The sequence below is a fragment of the Domibacillus epiphyticus genome, assembly GCF_001975785.1.
GTDB lineage: Bacteria > Bacillota > Bacilli > Bacillales > Domibacillaceae > Domibacillus > Domibacillus epiphyticus.
In genome coordinates this window covers 172,532-192,576 of record NZ_MSFI01000019.1, presented here as the reverse complement: position 1 = coordinate 192,576, position 20,045 = coordinate 172,532, and the positions used below count along the sequence as shown (strand labels likewise).

The following is a 20,045-nucleotide window of genomic DNA, read 5'->3' as shown; positions in this document are numbered from 1 at the left end:
ATTTTATTATAATTCGTCAAACCCATTATCCTGCACATTTACTTTTACATATTGACGTGAACGCTGTTCAAAAAAGTCCGTTTTGCCGAGGTCAACGTCTTCATATGCTTTAATCCATTTTAATGGATTTTTCCGGTAATCCGGGAAAGGGCGATCGTAACCAAGCTGCTGACAGCGTACGTTTGCGTAAAAGTAAATGTACGCCTCCAAATCTTCAACATCCAAGCCATCAATTTTATCCCCGATCACGTCACGCGCCCACTCCACTTCAAGAGCAGCTGCTTCACGGAATATCGCTTCCACTTCTGCTGCCCGTTCGGCTGTGTCAAGTTCAGGATATTCCGTTAAGAGTTCGCGATAAATTTTGACAAATAAATCGACATGCAGCTGCTCGTCGCGGTTAATGTAATTAATCATCGTGCTCGATGCGACCATTTTTTGGTGGCGTGCAAGATGATAAAAGAAGGCAAACCCTGAATAAAAGAACAGCCCTTCTAAAATGACGTCATACACAATGGACTGCAGCATATTTTCGACAGTGGGTTTTTCCGCGAACGACTCATAGCCCTTCATGACAAAATCATTCCGCTTCTCCAGCACCGGCTCACTGCGCCAGTAATCAAACACGCGATCCTGCTCATCTTTTGGGACTAAGCTTGACAATACATATGAGTAGCTGTGATTGTGAATCACTTCCTGCTGCGCAAGAATAATCATGAGCGCCTGCAAGCTTGAGTCGGTTAAGTAATCCGCCACTTTCCCCGCATAATCGGTTTGAATACTGTCTAAAAGCGCCAGCAGACCGATCGTTTTCAAAAATGCTTCCCGCTCTGCATCCGTCAAATTAGGAAACTGCTTTACGTCTGTCCCCATATTAATTTCAAACGGCGTCCAAAAATTGCCGAGCATCCGCTTATATTTTGGGTATGCCCAATCAAACTTCACATCATCCCAGTTCAGCACATTGGATGACCTCCCATTGACAATGGCCGTCGAACGGTTTGGCGCTTCTTTATCCATTAATTTACGCTTCTCAATAATTGTCATAATCCATCCTCCTTAACTAGAGCAAGATTCACATTCTAACAGTTCAACCGATGTGGAACGGACATAATATGTCGTCTTCAATCCGTTTTCCCACGCAGCTAAATGTAAATCGAGTAATTCTTTCGCTTTAATTGTGTTTTGAACGTATAAATTCAGTGATACACCTTGGTCAATATGACGCTGGCGTGCTGCGTTTTGACGAATCGTCCACTGCTGGTCGATAAAATACGCTGACTTATAGAACCATGTCGTCTCCGTATTCAAGTCAGGAACCGTCACTGGAATTTTGTAATCTTTCTTTTCTTCCGAGTAGCTCTTCTGGAAAATAGGATCGATACTTGCCGTACTGCCCGCGATAATAGATGTAGAAGAATTCGGTGCAACCGCCATTAAATAGCCGTTACGCATTCCATTTTCACGTACATTAGCACGAAGCTTGTCCCACTCAGAACCAACGTATCCGCGGTCGTCAAAATAGACGCCTGTTTCCCAGTCAGATCCGGCAAACAAAGGATAAGACCCTTTTTCTTTTGCGAGTTCCATAGATGCTTCAATTGTCAGGCGCGCAATGTTTTCATAAAGTGCGTCCGCATATTCAACCGCTTCATCAGCTTCCCAGCGGATGCCTTTCAAGGCGAGCAAATGATGCCAGCCGAATGTACCGAGTCCGATACCGCGGTAACGGCTATTCGTCCGCTCCGCTTGTGGAACTGGAATCATATTTAAATCAATCACGTTATCGAGCATACGCACTTGAATACGGATAAGACGGTCCAGTACATCTGCCGGTACTGCTTTTCCCAGGTTAATCGATGACAGGTTGCAAACAACAAAATCACCTGGTTTTTTGCGAGTTACAATGATGTCATCCTCAAGATGAACGGATTCAAATTCCGTCGCACTCATATTTTGAGCAATTTCGGTGCAAAGATTGCTCGAGTAAATCATGCCTTCATGTTTATTCGCATTGCGGCGGTTCACTTCATCACGGTAAAACATGAACGGCACGCCTGTTTCCAGCTGACTGCGCATAATGCGTTTCATAATATCAATCGCCGGTACTGTTTCACGCGTCAATCGATCATCGTTCACACATTGCTCATATTTTTCGCGGAATGAACCAGCGCCTCGTTTTTCATCGTAATAATCTTCAAGTGAAAAGCCCATAATCGTGCGCACTTCATGCGGGTCAAATAGATGCCAGTCGCCACGCGCATCAACCTGCTCCATAAACACATCCGGCAGGCACACACCTGTAAAAATATCATGCGCGCGAAGACGCTCGTCGCCGTTATTTAATTTCAAATCTAAAAACGCAAAAATATCTTTATGCCACACATCGAGATATACCGCAATTGCACCCTGGCGCTGGCCGAGCTGGTCGACGCTGACCGCTGTATTGTTCAGCTGTTTGATCCACGGCAATACACCGCTTGACGCTCCTTTAAATCCGCGAATGGATGAACCGCGGCTTCGCACTTTCCCCATATAAACACCAATTCCGCCGCCATATTTCGACAATGTCGCAACGTCTGTGTTGCTGTCGTAAATTCCCTGTAAACTATCGTCGACTGTGTCGATAAAGCAGCTCGACAGCTGACCATATGGTTTTCCGGCATTCGACAACGTCGGTGTTGCGACAGTCATATACAAATTGCTCATTGCCCAGTACGATTCGGCAATTTTCTCCAGACGGTTTCCGCTCTCATTTTGCATGAGTGTCATCGCAATAATGAGCCAGCGCTCTTGAGGAAGTTCAGCTGGTGTTTTGTCAAAATCCCGTGCAACGTAGCGGTCCATTAACATTTTCAAACCGATATATGTAAAGAGTTGATCCCGTTCCGGCTGGATCAGCTTCCCAATTTCATCAAGTTCAGATGGTGTATAAGAAGCCGTTAAACGCGGATCGTATAAGCCTTTTTCCGTTAGATTCTTAACATGGGTTGTAAAATGTCCGTATACTTCATCAACCGCAGTCTTCCGCTTTTCTGCCTGTTCGCGGTATGCTTCCCGAAGCTGAATGCGAGCGGCAACGAATGTCCAATAAGGCTCTTCTTCGTCCATAAAGCTGAGCGATTCGAGCACCATTGCTTTTGACCAGGCGGAGACGCCGCTTTCAGGATGCTTCTGAGTCCATCGTTCACTGACGCGGAGAAGAGGGCCGATTTTTTCCTGTCCAAATTCGTTTGTCAGGCTGTGAAGGATATGGTCGATTTCTGGAATAGTTGTGATTGTCATGTGATTTCCTCCTGTTATGTACAAAATAAAAGAGCGATAGGTGCAGCCTCTTCGGCTGAGCTATCGCTCTGAATGGGTAAAAATTGAGGAAACAAACGGAATCCGCCGCTTCCACCTCTCAACCCCCGAAGAAAGTGTCGCTTTCTGAAAAACGGGCAGGTCTCCTGGCTCGTGCGTCATCCTCCTGCCGCCTTCCCGTTTTCACAGTGGCGTGGCATTCGTCTGCACTTACAGTTGCGGGGACAGCTCCGGCATTCAACCGGATTCCCTATTAAACCATTGCTGGTACCTATTTTTCATCGCAATACTATATATTGTGTTTTTAATCCTTTTAAAGACTAACATATTGTATTCTTGATGTACAGCATTAAATCCGGAAGAACCATGTCTTGTTGACTGAACAATACTGATAAATAGACGCCCATTCAGCGGAAGAACTCCTCCAACTTTTGGATAAAACGACCTTCCACCACGCTTTGTCATTGGAAAAATTTTTAAAAGATGTGGTATACTATTCATAATGTTTTATTGAATGTCATGACGGGTATAGACAGTACGATGAAGAACTTTAGAACGGAGATGACGAGAATGAATTTAAAGAAGCTGATTAAGTACGGTGCTATTATCGCTCCAATCGTTTACCCGAAAGTAAAGGAACGCGTAAGTACACGCAATTTGCGTAAATCATACAGCGATTCACACAGAACGCGCATGTCCGGCAAAAGTATTCTCGATGAATTAAAAAACTGATTTTTCATGTCCCTGATCAATATCAGGGACATTTTCTATTTTGCGGGTAAAAACCCCGCACATTCGCACGGGGTTTAGTCGTAATTATTGAAGAACAGCGCTTTTGCTGAAAAATTCTTCGTACAATTCACGTAAAACGTTGTCTGTATCTTTTTCTTGAATTCCGAAAACAAGGCTGACTTCTGATGATCCCTGATTGATCATTTCAATATTGGCACCCACACGGGAAATTGCTGCAGTTGCACGCGCAGAGAGCCCAAGTGTGTTGTGCATGCCTTCACCAACAAGCACGATCATCGCGAATCCGTGTTCAATATGGGCATTATCGACGTGCAGCTCTTCACGGCACCGCTCTAAAATGCGCTCTTCTTTTTCCGCTGTTAATTGATGACTGCGAACGATAACAGACAGATCATCAATGCCGGATGGGATATGCTCATATGACACTTCCTCTTCTTCCAGTATCTGCAGAAGACGGCGGCCGAAACCGAGTTCACGATTCATTAAATATTTGCTTACATAAAGCGCTGAGAATCCGGCATCTGCTGCGATACCGATGACTGGGCTTTTCGTATATTCGCGTTCTGCGACGATCATTGTACCCGGCGCTGACGGATTGTTTGTATTTTTAATGCAAACCGGAACGGAATGCTGGAATGCCGGCATTAATGCCTCATCATGAAATACAGAGAAACCTGCATAAGACAGTTCACGCATTTCACGGTACGTCATTCGTTTAATCTCAGCAGGGTTGTCCACAACATTTGGATTCGCTGCAAAGACAGAATCGACATCTGTAAAGTTTTCGTATAGCTCTGCTTTTAAAGAAGCGGCTAAGATGGAACCGGTAATATCGGAACCGCCGCGGGCAAACGTCATCATGACGCCTTCTTTTGTATAGCCAAAGAAGCCTGGGAATACAACGATTTTCCCGTTTTCACGAAGCTTCGACAAGTTTTCATATGCTTCTGGAAGAGCGCGTGCACGGCCTGGTTCATCGCTGACAACTAAACCTGCTTCTTTTGGATTCACGTATTCAGCATCAAGACCAATACTTGTAAAGTACGCTGCGATCAGTTTTGCATTATTATCTTCACCGCTTGCTTTCAGCTGATCCATAAATAATGGCGGATTGTCGCGGTTTTCTTGCAAACGTCCACGCAAGTCCTGTTCAATTACGTTGACAATTGTATCATCAAGACCTAGACCTTGCGCAATATCCTCATAACGATCAACAACGGCTTTCAATTCGTTTTCTGCGTCTTGATTACGCAATGAAGCGTGGGCAAGGGCAATTAATAAATCAGTTACTTTTATATCATCACCGAATCGCTTGCCAGGTGCCGATACGACAACCGCTTTCCGTTTCGGTTCATCTTTAACGATTGCAGCCACTTTTTTAATTTGTTCCGCGCTTGCAACCGATGTTCCACCAAATTTACATACGATCATGTTTGCCACTCCTTGCTTGTTTACATTCTAAGCTGAATGTTTGCGGAATTGCCGCTTTATCTGAAAAATTATACCACCGTTCACATAAAAAAAGAAGAAATAATCAGAATTAAGTTTGTTCAAATATTGGAGAATGAAGACATTTACCAAAGCTATCGTTAAATCGTTCAAATAGCTTTGCTCATTTCTCAGCAAAACAAATTTTTTCAGTATAGTTTCAATCAAAAAGGTTATTCATCCTACAAACAATAGTTTTTGAATATTATATAGTAAAAGATAAAATGAACGTTTGTACCAACGAAGGACATCGGTGGTCCGCGACTTACTTTCTTTCGATCCATGTAAATTCTTTTACCGAAGAGCAAACTCATGGTTAGGAAGATTTCATTCATACTAGTTTATCAAACTCATCCGTTACAGCAGCAAGACAAAATTGGACGAATCAGGAAATTTTGAAGGTTAATAACCTTGTAGATCGAGGAAAAAAGAAGGCAAACTTCCATGTGAAACGAATATGAGCGCAATTATAACGAAAAATGGATTATTAAGATTAAGAGCAACGCAGCAAGCAGATCCATCATAGTGGCCTAATATGCTGCACGCGGGCATGTAGAATTGGTAAAAGCATTTAAACTTAAAAAAAAGCAATAGTTGATGGTCGATAAAAAAAGGGGATTGTCAATGACAGTCACCTTTTCATGTTCAGTCTGCAAGACTGACAGGTTATTGAGTTAGCTGCATGAGATGGTCGGCCACTTTTTCGACATCCACTCTATTCCTGCCGGCGGCCATATCGTGGCGTGCTCTAATTTGCCGATTTGAATCCACGACAAACATCGTCGTTGAATGCGTGATAAACCCATCTTCACTTTTTTCGTAATACATTTGAAAATTCTTTGCGAATGCTTCCGTTTCTTCTTTAGATCCCCGCAGAAACAACCAATTGGAAGATGAAATGTCGAACGCCTGTTTATACTGTAAAATGTTTTCTCTTGTATCATTTTCTGGATCAAGAGTGACGGATAAAATTTGATATTGATCTTCTGTGACGTTTTTATCGTTTAACACCTTTTGCAGCTTTTTCAAATCCTGGAATGTAAACGGGCAAACATTCGGACATTCTGTATAAAAGAACGTAACGAGCATTGGCTTTCCCTCTATCGAAAGTTCTTTTCCGCTTACTTCTGCAAGCGATGGTTCCTTCACAGTTCCAAGCTTGGGCAATTCCAAAGCTGTGGACCAGAAGAAAAACAAAGCCATAATACATACACTCACCAAAGTACCGACGATAATGGCTTTCACCTGTCTTATCCCCTCTCCAAGAGTAAATCAGGAAGCCCCTGCTCCTCTTTATTTGAAACAAATGAGACCCTTTATTTAAAGGGTCTTAGCGTAGTGTTAAATTCTTAGATGCAGCAGTTTTTATCGTCTTTAGAATCATCCATTAGTACAAAGTCTTTGAACATGACGAGAGCTTCTGTACGAGGTGCTCCACCTGCCGGTTCCGGATCTCCCGGGTCTGCTGGATCGAGAATATCCTCTACTGGCAATTCCGCATCCGCATCCGCATCCGCATCCGCGTTACTGTAAGTAACCGCGTTAAATACAAATTTGGCATCATCGTCTTTCGTTATGATGGTGACACGCACTTCAAATGAAAGGGCTGGAGCGACACATGCAACTAAGTCCGCATGAAAATGTTGTGTTTTACAATCTGGAACTTTAAGTCGTTCTCCTGGTGCTACCATTACTCTCGTTTCCCCCATTGGCATAGGCAGTCCAGGAATAGCAGTTGGCGGCAAACCTGCAGAAATATTCGGATCACCCCAGTTAAACACTTCAACTTTTGCTGTAATCGGGTGCTCACTAAAGTTGGTAACCGCTACATATAAACTTTGAGCAGCTGGATCACCACCTAGATCGGTATTCGCAATAACACCGGATGTATAGACTCTTTTACGTTTTTTTGGTTTTTTGTGCTTGTCATCATCGTGCTTATCCCCCTTCCAGGAATGATAAGAATTGCAGCGTTTGCAGTTCTTCGTATTCTTGTCGTTGTCGTGCTTACAGTGGCTGCACTTCCAATTAGTCATACGGTATTTCCCCTTTTCTTAATAATTTCCAAGTCATAAAGTACTTGGTTATTACAAGGTATGATTTCACCATTTAAAGCGTATGGTTAGTTCGACTAGATTCGGAAAAACAATTTCAAATTATTACAAAAAATCACCTCATTAAGACGCTTGTGCTGTATCATTCGGCTACTCAATGAGACAACGTGAATATATCTATTTACGAATAATGAAATCTTTTCCGCGCATATATTGACCTGACGTTTTACATGAGGAGGAATCCGATGAAAACTCGAATGAGACTTGATGAGTATATTCCCGTTTTACTGGAAAAAAGGCGGAATGAAGACAAAAGCCAAAATGAAATTTTTGAAACGAGTGATGGAATCACCTCTCCAACAGGGGCCGGCCCTACTGAAGAAATAAGGATTTTTAACGAATATATGGAGCAGGCGAATCTTTTGAATATAACGAATGCGGCTCCTGAAAAACGAAAACCGTTAATGCTGAAAAGGTTTTTTAAAATGAAGCGGAACCAGCAAGTCATCATTTATTCCAAAAATGGGAACAGAACCATTCAGACGCTCGGCAAAGTAAGTGCGATTGGCCGTGATTTTGTCATGATTACCAACTTGAAAGAACGGATTTGGATTCCTTATCACGCCATTGAGTCAGCAAACATTCCAACAGGAGTACCGAATTTTTCAAATACTCACCAGCATTTTATTTATGACAACAATTTAAAACAAAAGCTGCTTTCTAACTTTGGTGAAACGGTATCAAAACGGGATACATTAATTCAGCTTTTTTATGAAGAACCTCTATTCACTAATTTACAATCATGGAAATCCCTCTGGTTAGAAGTCCAAACGGTTAAGGAAAACGTACACGGAAAAGTACATGGTGCAGACCCGCAAAAACTCCGTATTTCCTTCTTTAATGAAAAAATGGAAGTGAAAATAGAGAATATTACATCCATTCACAGCATACGTTTCCTTAGTCTGATCCCATTATTTTCAAGGAGGTTTCTTAAGCTGTTATTTAAATGAAATCACTTCTGCAGAAAAGGAGAGAGATGATGAAAAAACAGAAACAAGACAAGAAAGCAAAAGAGAACGAGAAACCAGTAGATGACAACAAACTAGATGGCGACGAAAAACACGAAATCGACGAGATATTAGATGAAAACGAAACACTAGAAAAAAACATTAAACCACATGAAACAGAAAAACAAAATGAAGATGAAGAAACTGAGAAACCGAATGACGGGGATGACGCGGGCATTGATGACACCGACGACAGAGGCGATGACGTTGGGGACAATGACGAGGACGACGAGGACGAGGATGACGAGAATGACGAGGACGAGGAGGACGAGGACGAGGACGAGGTTGATGATTTAGTTAGGGAATTAAACAGGCTTATGGGAGAAAATGTATTAGTTATAACCGAAGCGGCACAATTAAATTTGTTAGGGCAGACTTTTAGACCCATTTTTTGCGGACCCATTATCGAGGTGGACGCTGGCCATCTGACGATCTATCCAGTTACGATTAAAATTTTGAATGCTCCTTTTTTTCAATTCCCAACACCACTATCCATCCCATTAGAAAAAATTGCTCAGTTAACACCATGTTTCGATTGCAATACTAGATTTCCGCTCACTTAAAAACCCCGTAAGAAAGGAAGTTAAAGGATGATCCATAAATTTAGCAATTCGGATTCCTATAACACTATTCATGACCAGGCACTCGAAGATTATTTTCGGGCAGGGATCGGATATAAAGCACTTATCCTGACCCCATCTTATCCATTTCTTTTTATTGGTGAAATACTATCGCTCATTGAAGATCACATAGAGCTAATGGTCCAAACAACGCATTTTGCTCAATTAGAAAACCGAACGTGGCTGATCCACGTTCATAACATCGAAGTGTTTTATATAGAGTTTCCCGGTGAACCATGTATTCCCGAGTTAAATGATATAGCGTAACAAGGAGGGAATGTGATGATACGGCGTTTTCACGTTGTGGCCATTCCGATCCGGATTGTTGTCAACAATTTTGGCGACCACAATCCGGATGGAATGATGTATGTCCTAAAAGAAAACGAATCAAAAGTGAAAGAGCTTGTCCGTAAAAATCCGTTTACTCAAGTGGAACTCGTGCAGCCCCTCACTATCAGGGCAAATGAAGGTGATACTGTCGAAATCCTGTTTGAAAATCAGCTGCCGTTTGCGACAGGGATGCATTTTCAGGATCTTGATTATAACGTATTAACGTCAGATGGGACGAATGCAGGCTTTAATCCAAGTTCATTAGCGGAATGCGGTGAAACCATTCTTTATCGTGTAAATGCTACGCATGAAGGAATTTGTTTTTTTACCGATCTTGGCAATGTATCCAGTACGGAAGATGGTTCCAGCATTCAGGGTCTTTTCGGTACATTGCTCGTTGAAAAAAGAGGTTCCTGGTGGACGGACCCGGTAACAGGTGGACCGTTAAACAGCGGCGTTTTTGCTGATATTCATAACCCTTTCCTTCCTTCGTTCCGGGAATATGCATGGTTTTTTAGCGATGAGATGGAAGTGGACGACTTAACCGGCAACCGTCCGCTAAATCCATTGACCAATCAAGAAGCAGAGTCTTTTCACGGTGTTAATTATCGATATGAACCGCTTCACAATCGAATTAAATTAATTGAAGAAGGCGTAGTGGCTCCCGAGAGCGATGGCGAAGAAGTTCATCATGATTCGTGGGTGTTTGGCGATCCAGCCACCCCCATCATGTGCGGCTACCGGGACGATCCGGCCATTATCCGCCTGATTCACGCCGGTGTAAAAGAAACACATGTATTTCATTACCATGTTCATCAATGGCTGAGGGATTCAACTAACATGAACTCAGAAATTGTTGACGCGCAAGCGATCAGTCCCCAGTCTCACTATACTGTTCAACCTTTATACGGCCTCGGCAGCTTACATGGGGCCATTGGGGATGTCGTTGTACATTGCCATCTCTATCCACATTTTGAAGTCGGAATGTGGGGGATGAACCGCATATTTGATACGCTTCAAGATGGAAGCCAATGTTATCCAAACGGAAAGCCGATTGCTCCCCTTCAGCCGTTGCCGGACCGCCCTTGTCCACCGGAACCAACGAAAGCAAGACCAGGTTTCCCTAACTTTATCCCGGGAAAAGTTGGCTGCAAAGCGCCAAGGCCTCCGCTGGGCATTGTTGGCGGCAGGGAAATGACCGAACTCGAAAAAAATGCTGCAGTGCCAAATGCAAGACCCGGGGCTGTATTTGCTGATTCATGCCTCGGAAACCCGGTTGTTTTGGAATTTAACGTATCCGTCATTGAACTGCCGCTTGTTTATAATAAACAGGGCTGGAACGATCCGAAAGGAAGAATTTATGTTTTAGATGAGCACCTCGATGATGTGCTGTCTGGAAAAAAGGAGCCCGAACCGCTTGTCTTATACGCACCAGCCGGGTCATGCATTCGAATGAATTTTACAAATCGAATGCCTCATTTGCTCGACGGAGACGCTTTTCAGCTTGTTACGCGAACCTATGAAGTAGGCTTTCACGTCCATTTTGTCAAATTTGATGTTTTGGTTTCTGATGGAGCAAATGTGGGCTGGAATTATGACAGTTCCGTCTTGCCGGGCGAGACCATTCGATATGAGTGGTTTGCCGACACGGAATTAAAAGCTTTTTTCTTTCATGACCATTTATTTCCGGTTTCACATCAGCAGCATGGCATTTTTGGCTCCTGCGTTATCCAGCCCCGTTTTTCCGAATTTTACGATTCGAAAACCGGTGAAGAGGTAGATCACGGTACAGAAATAACCGTTGTCCATCCTATTATTCCTGATTATCGGGATTTTGCCTTGTTTGTCCAGGATTTTGCTTTGCTATTTGATAAAGACGGCTGTCCGATCCAGCCCCCTCCATTTCCAGGCTCACAGGATGATCCGGGTATTTTTGCGGTCAATTACAAGAATGAACCGCTGCAGTTTCGGCTTGGAAAAAACTGCGATCCCGCTTATTCTTTCAGCTCCTATGTCAATGGTGATCCGATCACCCCTATTTTACGGGCCTACAAAGGGGATCCGATCCGCATCCGTCTGCTGCAAGGAGCCCACGAAGAGTCGCACAGTTTTAATGTGCATGGGCTGAAATGGAAAGCAGAGCGTCCCAGCAACGATTCGCAACTCCGCTCGCAGCAGCATATCGGCATTTCAGAATCGTTTACACTGGAAATGGACATTCCGAGAGCGGGAGATTATTTATGGGCTTTTGGCGATGAAGAGGATGTATGGAATGGTACGTGGGGATTAATTCGCGCATTTGATCAAGAAGTGAATAATTTGATTCCGCTGCCTGACCGGCCGCTGCCTCCGCCAAGGACGAAGCCGCTGCCAAAAGCAACTGGAAAACCACCAGCGCCCGCCGATCCACAGTGCTCACTGCCGCCTGAAGTGGCGCATAACCCGCCGATCAGGAGGTATCGTGTTGTCGCGTTTCAAACACCAATTGTTTATAATTCCTTTGGTGATCACGACCCATTTGGCATTATTTTTGCCCTGGAAGAAGATGTGGAAGATATTCTTTGCGGCAAAAAGAATCCAGAGCCGCTCGTGTTAAGAGGGAATTCCGGTGATTTAGTCGAAGTAACCTTGACCAGCCGGCTGAAATTTGATTTGTTTCCGTTCCCAGACGGGATTCATCCGTATCCGCCGGTAAAGGAACAGGCAGTTTATCCGCCTTCCTTGCGTATCTCTCTGCACGTTAACATGCTTGACTATGATGTCACTACATCAAGCGGTGACACCGTCGGGTTTAATCCAGATCAGACTGTCGGACCTGGAGAAACAATTACGTACCGATGGCATGTCCAGGAGAATATAGGAACGTGTGCGATGTGGGATATGGCCGATTTGAGGAACCATCGTTCGTTCGGAACCTTCGGAGCGTTTATTGCAGAGCCGCGGTTTACGACTTACCTTGACCCAAGAACATTAAAGCCTGTCAAAACCGGTGCAAATGTCATTTTAAGACACCCGTTTAATGGTGATTTTAGAGAATTTGTCTTAATTATGCACGATGGGGTCCGGCTCGTGGATAAGCAAGACCAGTTAATTATCGATCCACTGGCGGGTGTGATTCCTGAAGCGGATCCGGACGATGAAGTGGATACGTACGATTTTGGCTCGCGCGGTTTCAACTACCGAACAGAAAGACTGATTAACCGCTACAGGAAACATCCTGTTTTAAGCGACTTATTTAGTTCAAAAGTATTCGGCGATCCAGCAACACCAGTTTTCGAAGCTTATCCGAGTGATCCTGTCGTTGTCCGCCTCACAAATCCATCAGAACGAAGAAGATCGCACACTTTCCACCTGCACGGACACAATTGGAAATTCGATCCTAGAGACATTGATTCAAGAATTGACTCTTATGTCGGTCATTTGGTGCCGGGCGTGACGGAAGATTTACTTTTGATCGGTGGTGCAGGTGGAATATTTAACATTCCAGGTGACTATATGTATCGATCCGGCAACATCCGCTGGGACATCGAGCAAGGCATGTGGGGAATCTTCCGGGTACACGATAAAGTAATGCCCCATTTACCGATTCTTGAACGTTAAGATTTGATTTTATTCCAATAAAAAAAACAAAGCGATGTTCTAGACTGAACATCGTTTTGTTTTGACGTTACACTTATTTCTCTATCATTTCCACCATTTTTATCTTATCGAATTGAATAATAAAAAATTTTTTTCTGCGCGGACAATTATTCTCTTTCGTTCTTTTTTCCAGAGCCATAATCTCTACAAACTCCGTACCAACGAAAGCAATTCTCCCCCGGATCGCCTGCCCTTCATCAAACGTCACTTTAACGTTGCATCCGAGCAATTGACGAAGGCGAAAAGCCATCCCGTTTCGTAATCCACCTAACCGGACACTGAAACGGTCATCGCACAAACACCGTTTCCCAAAATGAGAATTAAATCTATTATGAAAATGATTCGAACAAACATGATGGTTGTTTAGATGAAAAGAGTGGTGGTCGTTTCGCGGGAAATCATTGTCCCTAAAACCTTTACACCCGCATGATGGGTTGTGCTGCTGAAATTTGACTCCTTCAAATCCCTTGCATCCGCATGAATGATCATGGTGATGAAATTTAATGCCATCAGTCCCTTTGCATCCACACGTATGATCTTGGTGATGAGAATTATCGCCAAAACAATGACACTGGTGATGAATACTCATTCTCTTCCTCCTTTCTATTTAAATCCTGCCTATATCTGACTAATATAAAAATACTCTTCTGCAGCGAACCACGTAGAAAATTCCTTATTTTCCGTCAGCTTATAAGCCTACTACCATTTTATGTATGTTTTACTAATGTGGATAAGCCAAAGCCCCTTTTCAACATGAAAAACTTGGTTATAAACCTTTAGCTTTATAGTCTCACTTTAGAGAACCACCAGCGAGCCTGTCACATAAAATACTAATAGGTATCGCTTAAAATGAGAAAGGACGGAATAAAGAGTGAAGAAAAAACGCAAATCCGCTGATTTTTGTTGTCCAGAGTTTGTCCCTCCAGGTATAGCTGATGATTTTTGCTCCCCGGAAAATTGTTGTCCGAAACAGCTGGAAACCCAGAAATTCCCCTCTCCTTCTTCTTGTCTCCCAGAAGAAGCGCTTCAAGATCTTGAAGAAAAGATTGAAGCTGCGAATGTGCTTCTGCTGAATTTAGCTTTATCAAATGAGCGTCCCGCTGAAGGACGAGCAGAATCTTTTGAAGGTTTAATAAATCAATGGGTGGAAGTGTTCATAACATACAAAGACAAAGAGGCTGCTCAGTCAAAAATAAACGATAAAACGCTTTTTAACGACTCATATACTACTTCAGGGAGTTCAGAAAAAAAGAAAAGAAAAAGAAAGAAAAGATCAAATCGGCGAAAACTGGTATATAACAAGAGAATGAAGGCTAGGAATGTGCGTACTCCCCTTAAAAGCAGCAAACTAGTGATTAAAAAGAAGAAAGTTCAAAAAAGAAAATCCCTCACAGGACGTGTTCACATCGTTGGACGTGATTTTGTTCTTTTAAGAAAAAGAGAATTGGAAATTATTATTCCATTTTCAAAGGTCGCTTCCATTAAACTTCGCAGCCGTTTTGTCCAGCCTGTTAACGAACCAGAATTGATCGATATTGATCCCTGCCTCAGAAGATCACTTACATTTAACTTTGGGGAAACAGTGGCTTCTTCTCCCGAGCTGCTTCATATCTTCTTCAAAATGACGCTGTCTATTTTTTTCTTGGATCTATTAGATAAAAAAGTAAAGATCAAACTTCTAGACAATGTAGTCCAGGGTACTGTTGAAGAGGTTACGAAAGATTCACTGCTGCTTTGTATGCCAAACAAGAAGAAACTAACCATTCCTTTTGAATCAATCTATATCATCGTCATTTAATTAACTTCTCCATTGTTTCCGCAGCCTGCAATAAAATGGAGTGAATAGGACAAGTGCAATCATAGCACCAGCTACATCCAGCATTACATCGTTTATAAGCGGAGTCCGTCCGCCAGTCTGCCATTGATGATATTCATCAAAAGCTGCATAAAGAGCTGTCAAGATGAGCGCGATGAATGCCGCCGTGATAAAACGGAGCCGTGCCGTCGTGAGCAGGCATGTTAACGATACAGCCAGTACACCAAACAAGAAAAGGTGGGCAAACTTTCGAATAAGAAACTCCAGAAAATAATAATATCCTCTCGTTTCCACTGAGATCACCCGTCCCCAGTATGTAAGTTCCAAATTAGACAGGAGCTCTTTTAGCGGTTCACCTGGCAGCACAATGCGAAGAATAGGAATGATAGATTGCTGCTCATACGTTTGTGACGAGAAAATATAAATTATACCCGCAGCAAGCAAAACCAATAACACATGTTTCATTTTCTCCCTCCCCGGTTTTGTTTTATATATCATATGATTCTGAACCGGAATTAACGAAAATAAAAAAGTCAGCCTCTTCATCCTCACACGAAAAGGCTGACAGCTATTACGTTTCTTTTACTGCTGTTTTGTAATGCGTCCTTCCACTTTCGGTTCAGCACCCGGATTTGCTTTCACATAATCAGTGAATATTTCCCAGTCTGCAAAGCCTGGTTCACTTACACGGCCAGAGTCATACGCGGTTTTAAACATCGTGTACCCGTCTCCGCCTTTCGCTGTAAACGTATTTGTTGCAACAGCATATGTTTTCGCTGGATCCAGCGGAGCAAACGCGCCATTTTCATATACTTCCACAGCTGTTACACGGTCACCAGCTGGCTTGGATGAATCATAGGTAAATTTCAATCCCGATACTTGCATGAATCCGCCCGATGCCTCCGGTGCCATACTGACACTATGTTCAAGCGCTGCTTTAATTTCAGCACCCGTTAAATCCATAATCGCCAAAGCATTTCCAAATGGCATTACGGTCAATACTTCTTCCATCGTAATATCTCCTTGATCGATTGACGCGCGGATACCGCCCCCATTCTGCATGGCGATGACAGTGTCAGCATCAATTGACTTTGCCTTTGTAAGCATGCTATCTGTCATCAAGTTTCCGAGATTTGTTTCTCTCGTCCGTACATTGGCACGCTCACCATCAAGCGCAACAGACGTTGAACCGACAACTTGTGCTTTTATGCCTTTAATGGCCGGCGTGTATTTTTCTGCAAGAATCTTTTTCACCGAAGCATCTTCTTCATATACATAGCTCTTGTCTTCATTTTTCGCATCTACCTCGATTAATTCCCCGGCGTATTCGGTAACAGCACCTGTTTCATCAAATACAACTTCCAGTATACCGACGAATTTATTATACTCGTTTGCTTGTACAATAACGGTTGCTTCTCTACCCGTCTCGTCAATGTATGGATCCTTTAATTGGTCATGGGAGTGACCGCCGACAATCACATCAATTCCTTCTACTTCTTTTGCGAGCGTGACATCGTTGTCGCCGCCGCCATCTTGGAAACCGATATGGGTTAGGGCAATAATTTTATTTACACCTGCTGCTTGAAATGAGGAGACGGCTTTTTCTGCTTCCGCAACATAATCTTCAAACACGACTTGATCGCCCGGTGACGAAATCGTTTTGGTTTCCGCCGTTGTTAAACCGAAAATACCAACTTTTTCTCCTCCTGCTTCTTTAATGATTCCGTTATAGATCTTCCCCTCTGCCGGCTTGTCTGTGACGGTTTCATTCATTAGCGATGTTAAATTTTTATCCGCTGAAGCATTTATATTCGCCGAAACAAACGGAAATTTTGCGTTTTTAATAAACGATGCAAGGGATTCTGTACCGAGATCAAATTCATGATTTCCAAATGTCATCGCGTCATAGCCAAGCAAATTCATGAATTCCAGGTCGGCCTGTCCTTTATACTCATTGAAGTAAAGTGTACCGGAGAAAACATCCCCTGCATCGAGTAATAAAGAAGAGGGATGTTGCTCACGAAGTTCTTTGACAACTGTCGCTTTACGTGCCACGTTCTCAATGTGCGCATGCGTATCATTCGTGTGGATGACAGAAAGTTCAAATGTTGACGGAAGATGAGTACCACGATGTAAAAATAGTGCCCACTCCCCGCGGATTAACCTATCTGCAGCACCAAATTTGCCGTGTGTTTTCCCGTCTGTTAAACCAGCCTTCACAAGGGCATCGACGTATGGCGCCCACCGTTCATTTACATCTGTAAAAACGGTCTCTTTTACCTTTACATCCACAGGAAGTTCATACGCAGAAACAAGCCATTTGATTGCTTCCCCCCGTGTAATATAGTCATATGCACCAAAATAGTTATCCTTTTTTCCTTCTGTTACTTTTGCTGCAGCAAGCGCATTAACAGCCCACTGACCCCGTTTTGGAACATCAATAAAACCAGCATCTTTATATGTATCTTCAGGTTGAAGCCCAAGTGCTTTTGCAAGTTGAATCGCTGCATCTAGACGTGTAATTGGCATTGCCGTACCAAACGTGCCCGTTTTAACGCCAGAGGTAATTTGCTGGTCCACTAGGTACTGCACAGCGTCTGCATATTGAGCAGGTACATCTGTAAACGATGATGAAGCAGAAGCGGTTGCCGATAAAAAGCTTATTGCCGCTGTTGCAGCAGCTGCGATAAACTTAAACCAATTTTTTTTCATAAAAATTCCTCCTCCAGAAAAGTGGTTACACACCAAAAGCATATTCCAGATAAATGTAAAAAACAATAAAATGAACAAACTTTAAAATAACTCTTACAATAGCTTCATAAATAGAGAAAAAACACAAAAAACCGCCCTGCAATCTGCAGAGCGGCTTCAATTATTCTTTTATAATCCCTTCACGTACCATAAGCATTGCCATGACAACTGCCACGTAAATAGAGACAGCTGGTGCTGTTAAGACGTGGCCGGCTGTTGCTGCAATACCGATTCCGAGAATAAAGGATACACCGTACATGACATTGACTGGTGTAAACGTATCTTTAATATTACGAACGAAGTGAATAATGAATTTAACAACATAGTAAAGCGGAACAGATATCAAATAAAGAAACCCGACAATCCCAAGGGAGAAAAAGAGGTCAAAGAAGTCCATTTCGATCATTCGTGGACCTTTCCCAGGCTCCGGCTCTTCATAATTCCCGGCAAAACCCATCCCAAACAATTTCTGTTCGATTGGGGCATCCGCAAACTCATTTTTCATTTCTGCTAAATATTTTTCCCGGCTGCTAAAAACAAGGTTTTGAATCTGCTCATCCGTAATTTCAGAATCTTCATCCGCAGGGTTCACTTCTTCACCCGTTTCCGGATCGATCGTTTCATCTTCATTCGAAAAATCTATGTTCAACAAGCTTAAATGCGCGAACATATTGTGGAAAATAGGTGTGAATGGTGTCGCCACAGCCAGTACCGCTGTTAAAATAAGAGAAATGAGCATGTTTGAACGCATTTTTTCTGAGCGGTTTTTCGTGAAATACAGAATGAGCGTCGATAAAAAAGCTGCAATTAATACAACGACAACCCCGCCATAGCCCACTTTTGTTCCAAGAAACTGCATTGAAAACGCCAGAAGGATAAATGGAATCCAGTGTCGCCATTCCTTTAAACGCTCTGTACGTTCGATTGCATATACAGCCGTAATTGGCAAAATAATCGCCATAATGGCTCCGATTTCATTGCCGGCAAAAAACCATCCTGAAAATCCAATTTTGGTATGGGAATAGTTCGCCATGCTGGTTCCAGTTATGAATGACACGATGAAAACGGCACTAATAATGAGTGAGGAGTAAAGAAAATACGTGGTTGTTTTTTCTTTGTATGGTTCGTTTTCTCTTTTCAAATAAAGGTACAGCACGCTAAAACCGACAAACATAATTGGAAAATAGACGACTTTATTAAAATACTTTAATTCACTGGCTAAATAATATGGGTCCTTTATGTTCATATTTAAGGCCAAATTCACGATAATTAGGATCGCCAGACCGATTAAATACAAGGTGTATCTTCTTGCGAGACGGTTTCTGCGGGCCATCAGTAAAAGCATTACCACTAAAGCGGCCATAAACAGCACGCGGGCAATAACTCCGACTGTCAAGTTCACATTTAATAGAAGCAATGACGCGCTAGTGAGCACATCTATAACAGGCTGCCAAATGACAAAAGCCAGGGCAAGCAGCCAAAATGTCTTCTCGTTCTTCATGTTGAAAAGTCCTCTTTCCTTCCAAATTCGTAGATTTTATCATATCATATGAGTTTTCAATTGTCCGTTTTAAACGGAAAAGCACCTTTTCTATTATAGCGGAAAAATGAATAGAAAACAGAGAAAAAAAGACCATTACTCCAATAAAAAAGAACCCGAAAAAGGTTCTTCATTCTTACGTACTAGTCTGAAACGGGGCAGAAATTAAACTTTATTATTTTTCTAGTGTATACAACTTAATCTTTCTTTTCGACTATTTGCAGTACTTCTTTATTCGGTCCGGCGAACCTGATCGCCCGGCGGCCTCCTTCACCGATTGTTGGCTGATCCGCTAAAAAAGGAATGCCTTTCCGTTGCAGTTCAGCCATTGCTTGATCATAATCATCTACTGAGAAAGCCAGATGATTTACAATTCCCTGTTCTGCGTAGGAGTGTTTTGGGTCTAAATCGAGAAGCAGTTCAACTTCAAATCCAGGAAGTCGATCATGCGATAAAAAAGCAATTTCTTTTGTGGCCGTTTTTGATTTTACGCGAAGTGTAAAGCCCAATATTTCCTCATAAAAGGCGATGGATTCATCCATATTGCTTACCATTATTCCAGTATGTTCCGGTGTAAACATCATACCCCTCCACTTTCATTTTCTATTATAACAGGTAAATCCAGTAAATAAAGGAATTATTTAAAAGAAAAACAGCTCAAACACGGTTACGTTTGAGCTGTTT

Annotated in this window: 16 protein-coding genes and 1 riboswitch; of the genes, 6 read left to right on the top strand and 10 right to left on the bottom strand. The window is 42.7% G+C overall.

The window, feature by feature from the left end:
• Positions 1 to 6: 6 nt before the first annotated feature.
• Positions 7 to 1,047, bottom strand: a complete 1,041-nt coding sequence (locus BTO28_RS11680; protein WP_076766439.1) for a ribonucleotide-diphosphate reductase subunit beta — start codon at positions 1,045 to 1,047, stop codon at positions 7 to 9.
• A gap of 12 nt (positions 1,048 to 1,059) precedes the next feature.
• Entirely contained in the window at positions 1,060 to 3,285 is a 2,226-nt protein-coding gene (locus BTO28_RS11675; protein ID WP_076766437.1) for a ribonucleoside-diphosphate reductase subunit alpha, read from the bottom strand.
• 137 nt (positions 3,286 to 3,422) lie between these two features.
• Positions 3,423 to 3,593, bottom strand: a riboswitch (cobalamin riboswitch).
• Positions 3,594 to 3,873: 280 nt separating this feature from the next.
• On the opposite strand from BTO28_RS11675, the gene BTO28_RS17165 reads away from it, so the two are divergent.
• The gene (locus tag BTO28_RS17165) at positions 3,874 to 4,035 is read left to right on the top strand and encodes a hypothetical protein (RefSeq protein WP_158068820.1); all 162 of its coding nucleotides are present in this window, start codon (positions 3,874 to 3,876) and stop codon (positions 4,033 to 4,035) included.
• Positions 4,036 to 4,119: 84 nt separating this feature from the next.
• Here BTO28_RS17165 and BTO28_RS11670 read toward each other — a convergent pair whose 3' ends face one another.
• The 3 genes from BTO28_RS11670 to BTO28_RS11655 form a co-directional block, all read right to left on the bottom strand.
• Positions 4,120 to 5,487, bottom strand: coding sequence for an aspartate kinase (locus tag BTO28_RS11670; RefSeq protein WP_076766435.1), 1,368 nt, complete (start codon positions 5,485 to 5,487; stop codon positions 4,120 to 4,122).
• Positions 5,488 to 6,210: 723 nt separating this feature from the next.
• The gene (locus BTO28_RS11660; protein WP_233129873.1) at positions 6,211 to 6,789 is read right to left on the bottom strand and encodes an SCO family protein; all 579 of its coding nucleotides are present in this window, start codon (positions 6,787 to 6,789) and stop codon (positions 6,211 to 6,213) included.
• Positions 6,790 to 6,893: 104 nt separating this feature from the next.
• Entirely contained in the window at positions 6,894 to 7,580 is a 687-nt protein-coding gene (locus BTO28_RS11655) for a hypothetical protein (protein WP_076766431.1), read from the bottom strand.
• 263 nt (positions 7,581 to 7,843) lie between these two features.
• On the opposite strand from BTO28_RS11655, the gene BTO28_RS11650 reads away from it, so the two are divergent.
• Genes BTO28_RS11650 through BTO28_RS11635 form a run of 4 tightly spaced genes read left to right on the top strand, consistent with a single transcriptional unit; the run spans position 7,844 to position 13,215 of the window.
• Positions 7,844 to 8,608 carry a hypothetical protein gene (locus BTO28_RS11650; protein ID WP_076766429.1) on the top strand — a complete coding sequence of 255 codons (765 nt, stop codon included), beginning with the start codon at positions 7,844 to 7,846 and terminating at the stop codon, positions 8,606 to 8,608.
• A gap of 29 nt (positions 8,609 to 8,637) precedes the next feature.
• Positions 8,638 to 9,228: a hypothetical protein gene (locus BTO28_RS17510; protein WP_233129872.1), complete on the top strand. Its 591-nt coding sequence runs from the start codon at positions 8,638 to 8,640 to the stop codon at positions 9,226 to 9,228.
• 27 nt (positions 9,229 to 9,255) lie between these two features.
• Positions 9,256 to 9,552 (top strand): hypothetical protein, encoded by a 297-nt coding sequence (locus tag BTO28_RS11640; RefSeq protein ID WP_076766427.1) that lies wholly within the window; start codon positions 9,256 to 9,258, stop codon positions 9,550 to 9,552.
• Between the two features lie 15 nt (positions 9,553 to 9,567).
• A complete protein-coding gene (locus BTO28_RS11635) occupies positions 9,568 to 13,215 on the top strand; it encodes a multicopper oxidase domain-containing protein (RefSeq protein WP_076766425.1) in 3,648 nt (1,215 codons plus the stop codon).
• Positions 13,216 to 13,288: 73 nt separating this feature from the next.
• Here BTO28_RS11635 and BTO28_RS16985 read toward each other — a convergent pair whose 3' ends face one another.
• Positions 13,289 to 13,843, bottom strand: coding sequence for a hypothetical protein (locus tag BTO28_RS16985; protein WP_144289481.1), 555 nt, complete (start codon positions 13,841 to 13,843; stop codon positions 13,289 to 13,291).
• A 282-nt stretch (positions 13,844 to 14,125) separates the two neighbouring features.
• Here BTO28_RS16985 and BTO28_RS11620 point away from each other — a divergent pair, with 282 nt between their 5' ends.
• Positions 14,126 to 15,052 (top strand): hypothetical protein, encoded by a 927-nt coding sequence (locus BTO28_RS11620; RefSeq protein ID WP_076766419.1) that lies wholly within the window; start codon positions 14,126 to 14,128, stop codon positions 15,050 to 15,052.
• On the opposite strand, the gene BTO28_RS11615 is transcribed toward BTO28_RS11620, so the two are convergent.
• The 4 genes from BTO28_RS11615 to BTO28_RS11600 form a co-directional block, all read right to left on the bottom strand.
• Positions 15,053 to 15,535, bottom strand: a complete 483-nt coding sequence (locus BTO28_RS11615) for a VanZ family protein (protein ID WP_076766417.1) — start codon at positions 15,533 to 15,535, stop codon at positions 15,053 to 15,055.
• Between the two features lie 117 nt (positions 15,536 to 15,652).
• Complete coding sequence (locus tag BTO28_RS11610; protein ID WP_076766415.1) at positions 15,653 to 17,782, bottom strand: 5'-nucleotidase C-terminal domain-containing protein; 2,130 nt, start codon at positions 17,780 to 17,782, stop codon at positions 15,653 to 15,655.
• 160 nt (positions 17,783 to 17,942) lie between these two features.
• Complete coding sequence (locus BTO28_RS11605) at positions 17,943 to 19,322, bottom strand: O-antigen ligase family protein (protein WP_076766413.1); 1,380 nt, start codon at positions 19,320 to 19,322, stop codon at positions 17,943 to 17,945.
• 236 nt (positions 19,323 to 19,558) lie between these two features.
• Positions 19,559 to 19,942, bottom strand: a complete 384-nt coding sequence (locus tag BTO28_RS11600; RefSeq protein ID WP_158068819.1) for a VOC family protein — start codon at positions 19,940 to 19,942, stop codon at positions 19,559 to 19,561.
• Positions 19,943 to 20,045: the final 103 nt, after the last annotated feature.

Coding starts and splice junctions, on each gene's coding strand:
- BTO28_RS16985 (WP_144289481.1), bottom strand. CDS start 13,843: ATGAGTATTCATCACCAGTGTCATTGTTTTGGCGATAATTCTCATCAC.
- BTO28_RS11635 (WP_076766425.1), top strand. CDS start 9,568: ATGATACGGCGTTTTCACGTTGTGGCCATTCCGATCCGGATTGTTGTC.
- BTO28_RS11675 (WP_076766437.1), bottom strand. CDS start 3,285: ATGACAATCACAACTATTCCAGAAATCGACCATATCCTTCACAGCCTG.
- BTO28_RS11600 (WP_158068819.1), bottom strand. CDS start 19,942: ATGTTTACACCGGAACATACTGGAATAATGGTAAGCAATATGGATGAA.
- BTO28_RS17510 (WP_233129872.1), top strand. CDS start 8,638: ATGAAAAAACAGAAACAAGACAAGAAAGCAAAAGAGAACGAGAAACCA.
- BTO28_RS11615 (WP_076766417.1), bottom strand. CDS start 15,535: ATGAAACATGTGTTATTGGTTTTGCTTGCTGCGGGTATAATTTATATT.
- BTO28_RS11680 (WP_076766439.1), bottom strand. CDS start 1,047: ATGACAATTATTGAGAAGCGTAAATTAATGGATAAAGAAGCGCCAAAC.
- BTO28_RS11655 (WP_076766431.1), bottom strand. CDS start 7,580: ATGACTAATTGGAAGTGCAGCCACTGTAAGCACGACAACGACAAGAAT.
- BTO28_RS11640 (WP_076766427.1), top strand. CDS start 9,256: ATGATCCATAAATTTAGCAATTCGGATTCCTATAACACTATTCATGAC.
- BTO28_RS11650 (WP_076766429.1), top strand. CDS start 7,844: ATGAAAACTCGAATGAGACTTGATGAGTATATTCCCGTTTTACTGGAA.
- BTO28_RS11610 (WP_076766415.1), bottom strand. CDS start 17,782: ATGAAAAAAAATTGGTTTAAGTTTATCGCAGCTGCTGCAACAGCGGCA.
- BTO28_RS17165 (WP_158068820.1), top strand. CDS start 3,874: ATGAATTTAAAGAAGCTGATTAAGTACGGTGCTATTATCGCTCCAATC.
- BTO28_RS11605 (WP_076766413.1), bottom strand. CDS start 19,322: ATGAAGAACGAGAAGACATTTTGGCTGCTTGCCCTGGCTTTTGTCATT.
- BTO28_RS11670 (WP_076766435.1), bottom strand. CDS start 5,487: ATGATCGTATGTAAATTTGGTGGAACATCGGTTGCAAGCGCGGAACAA.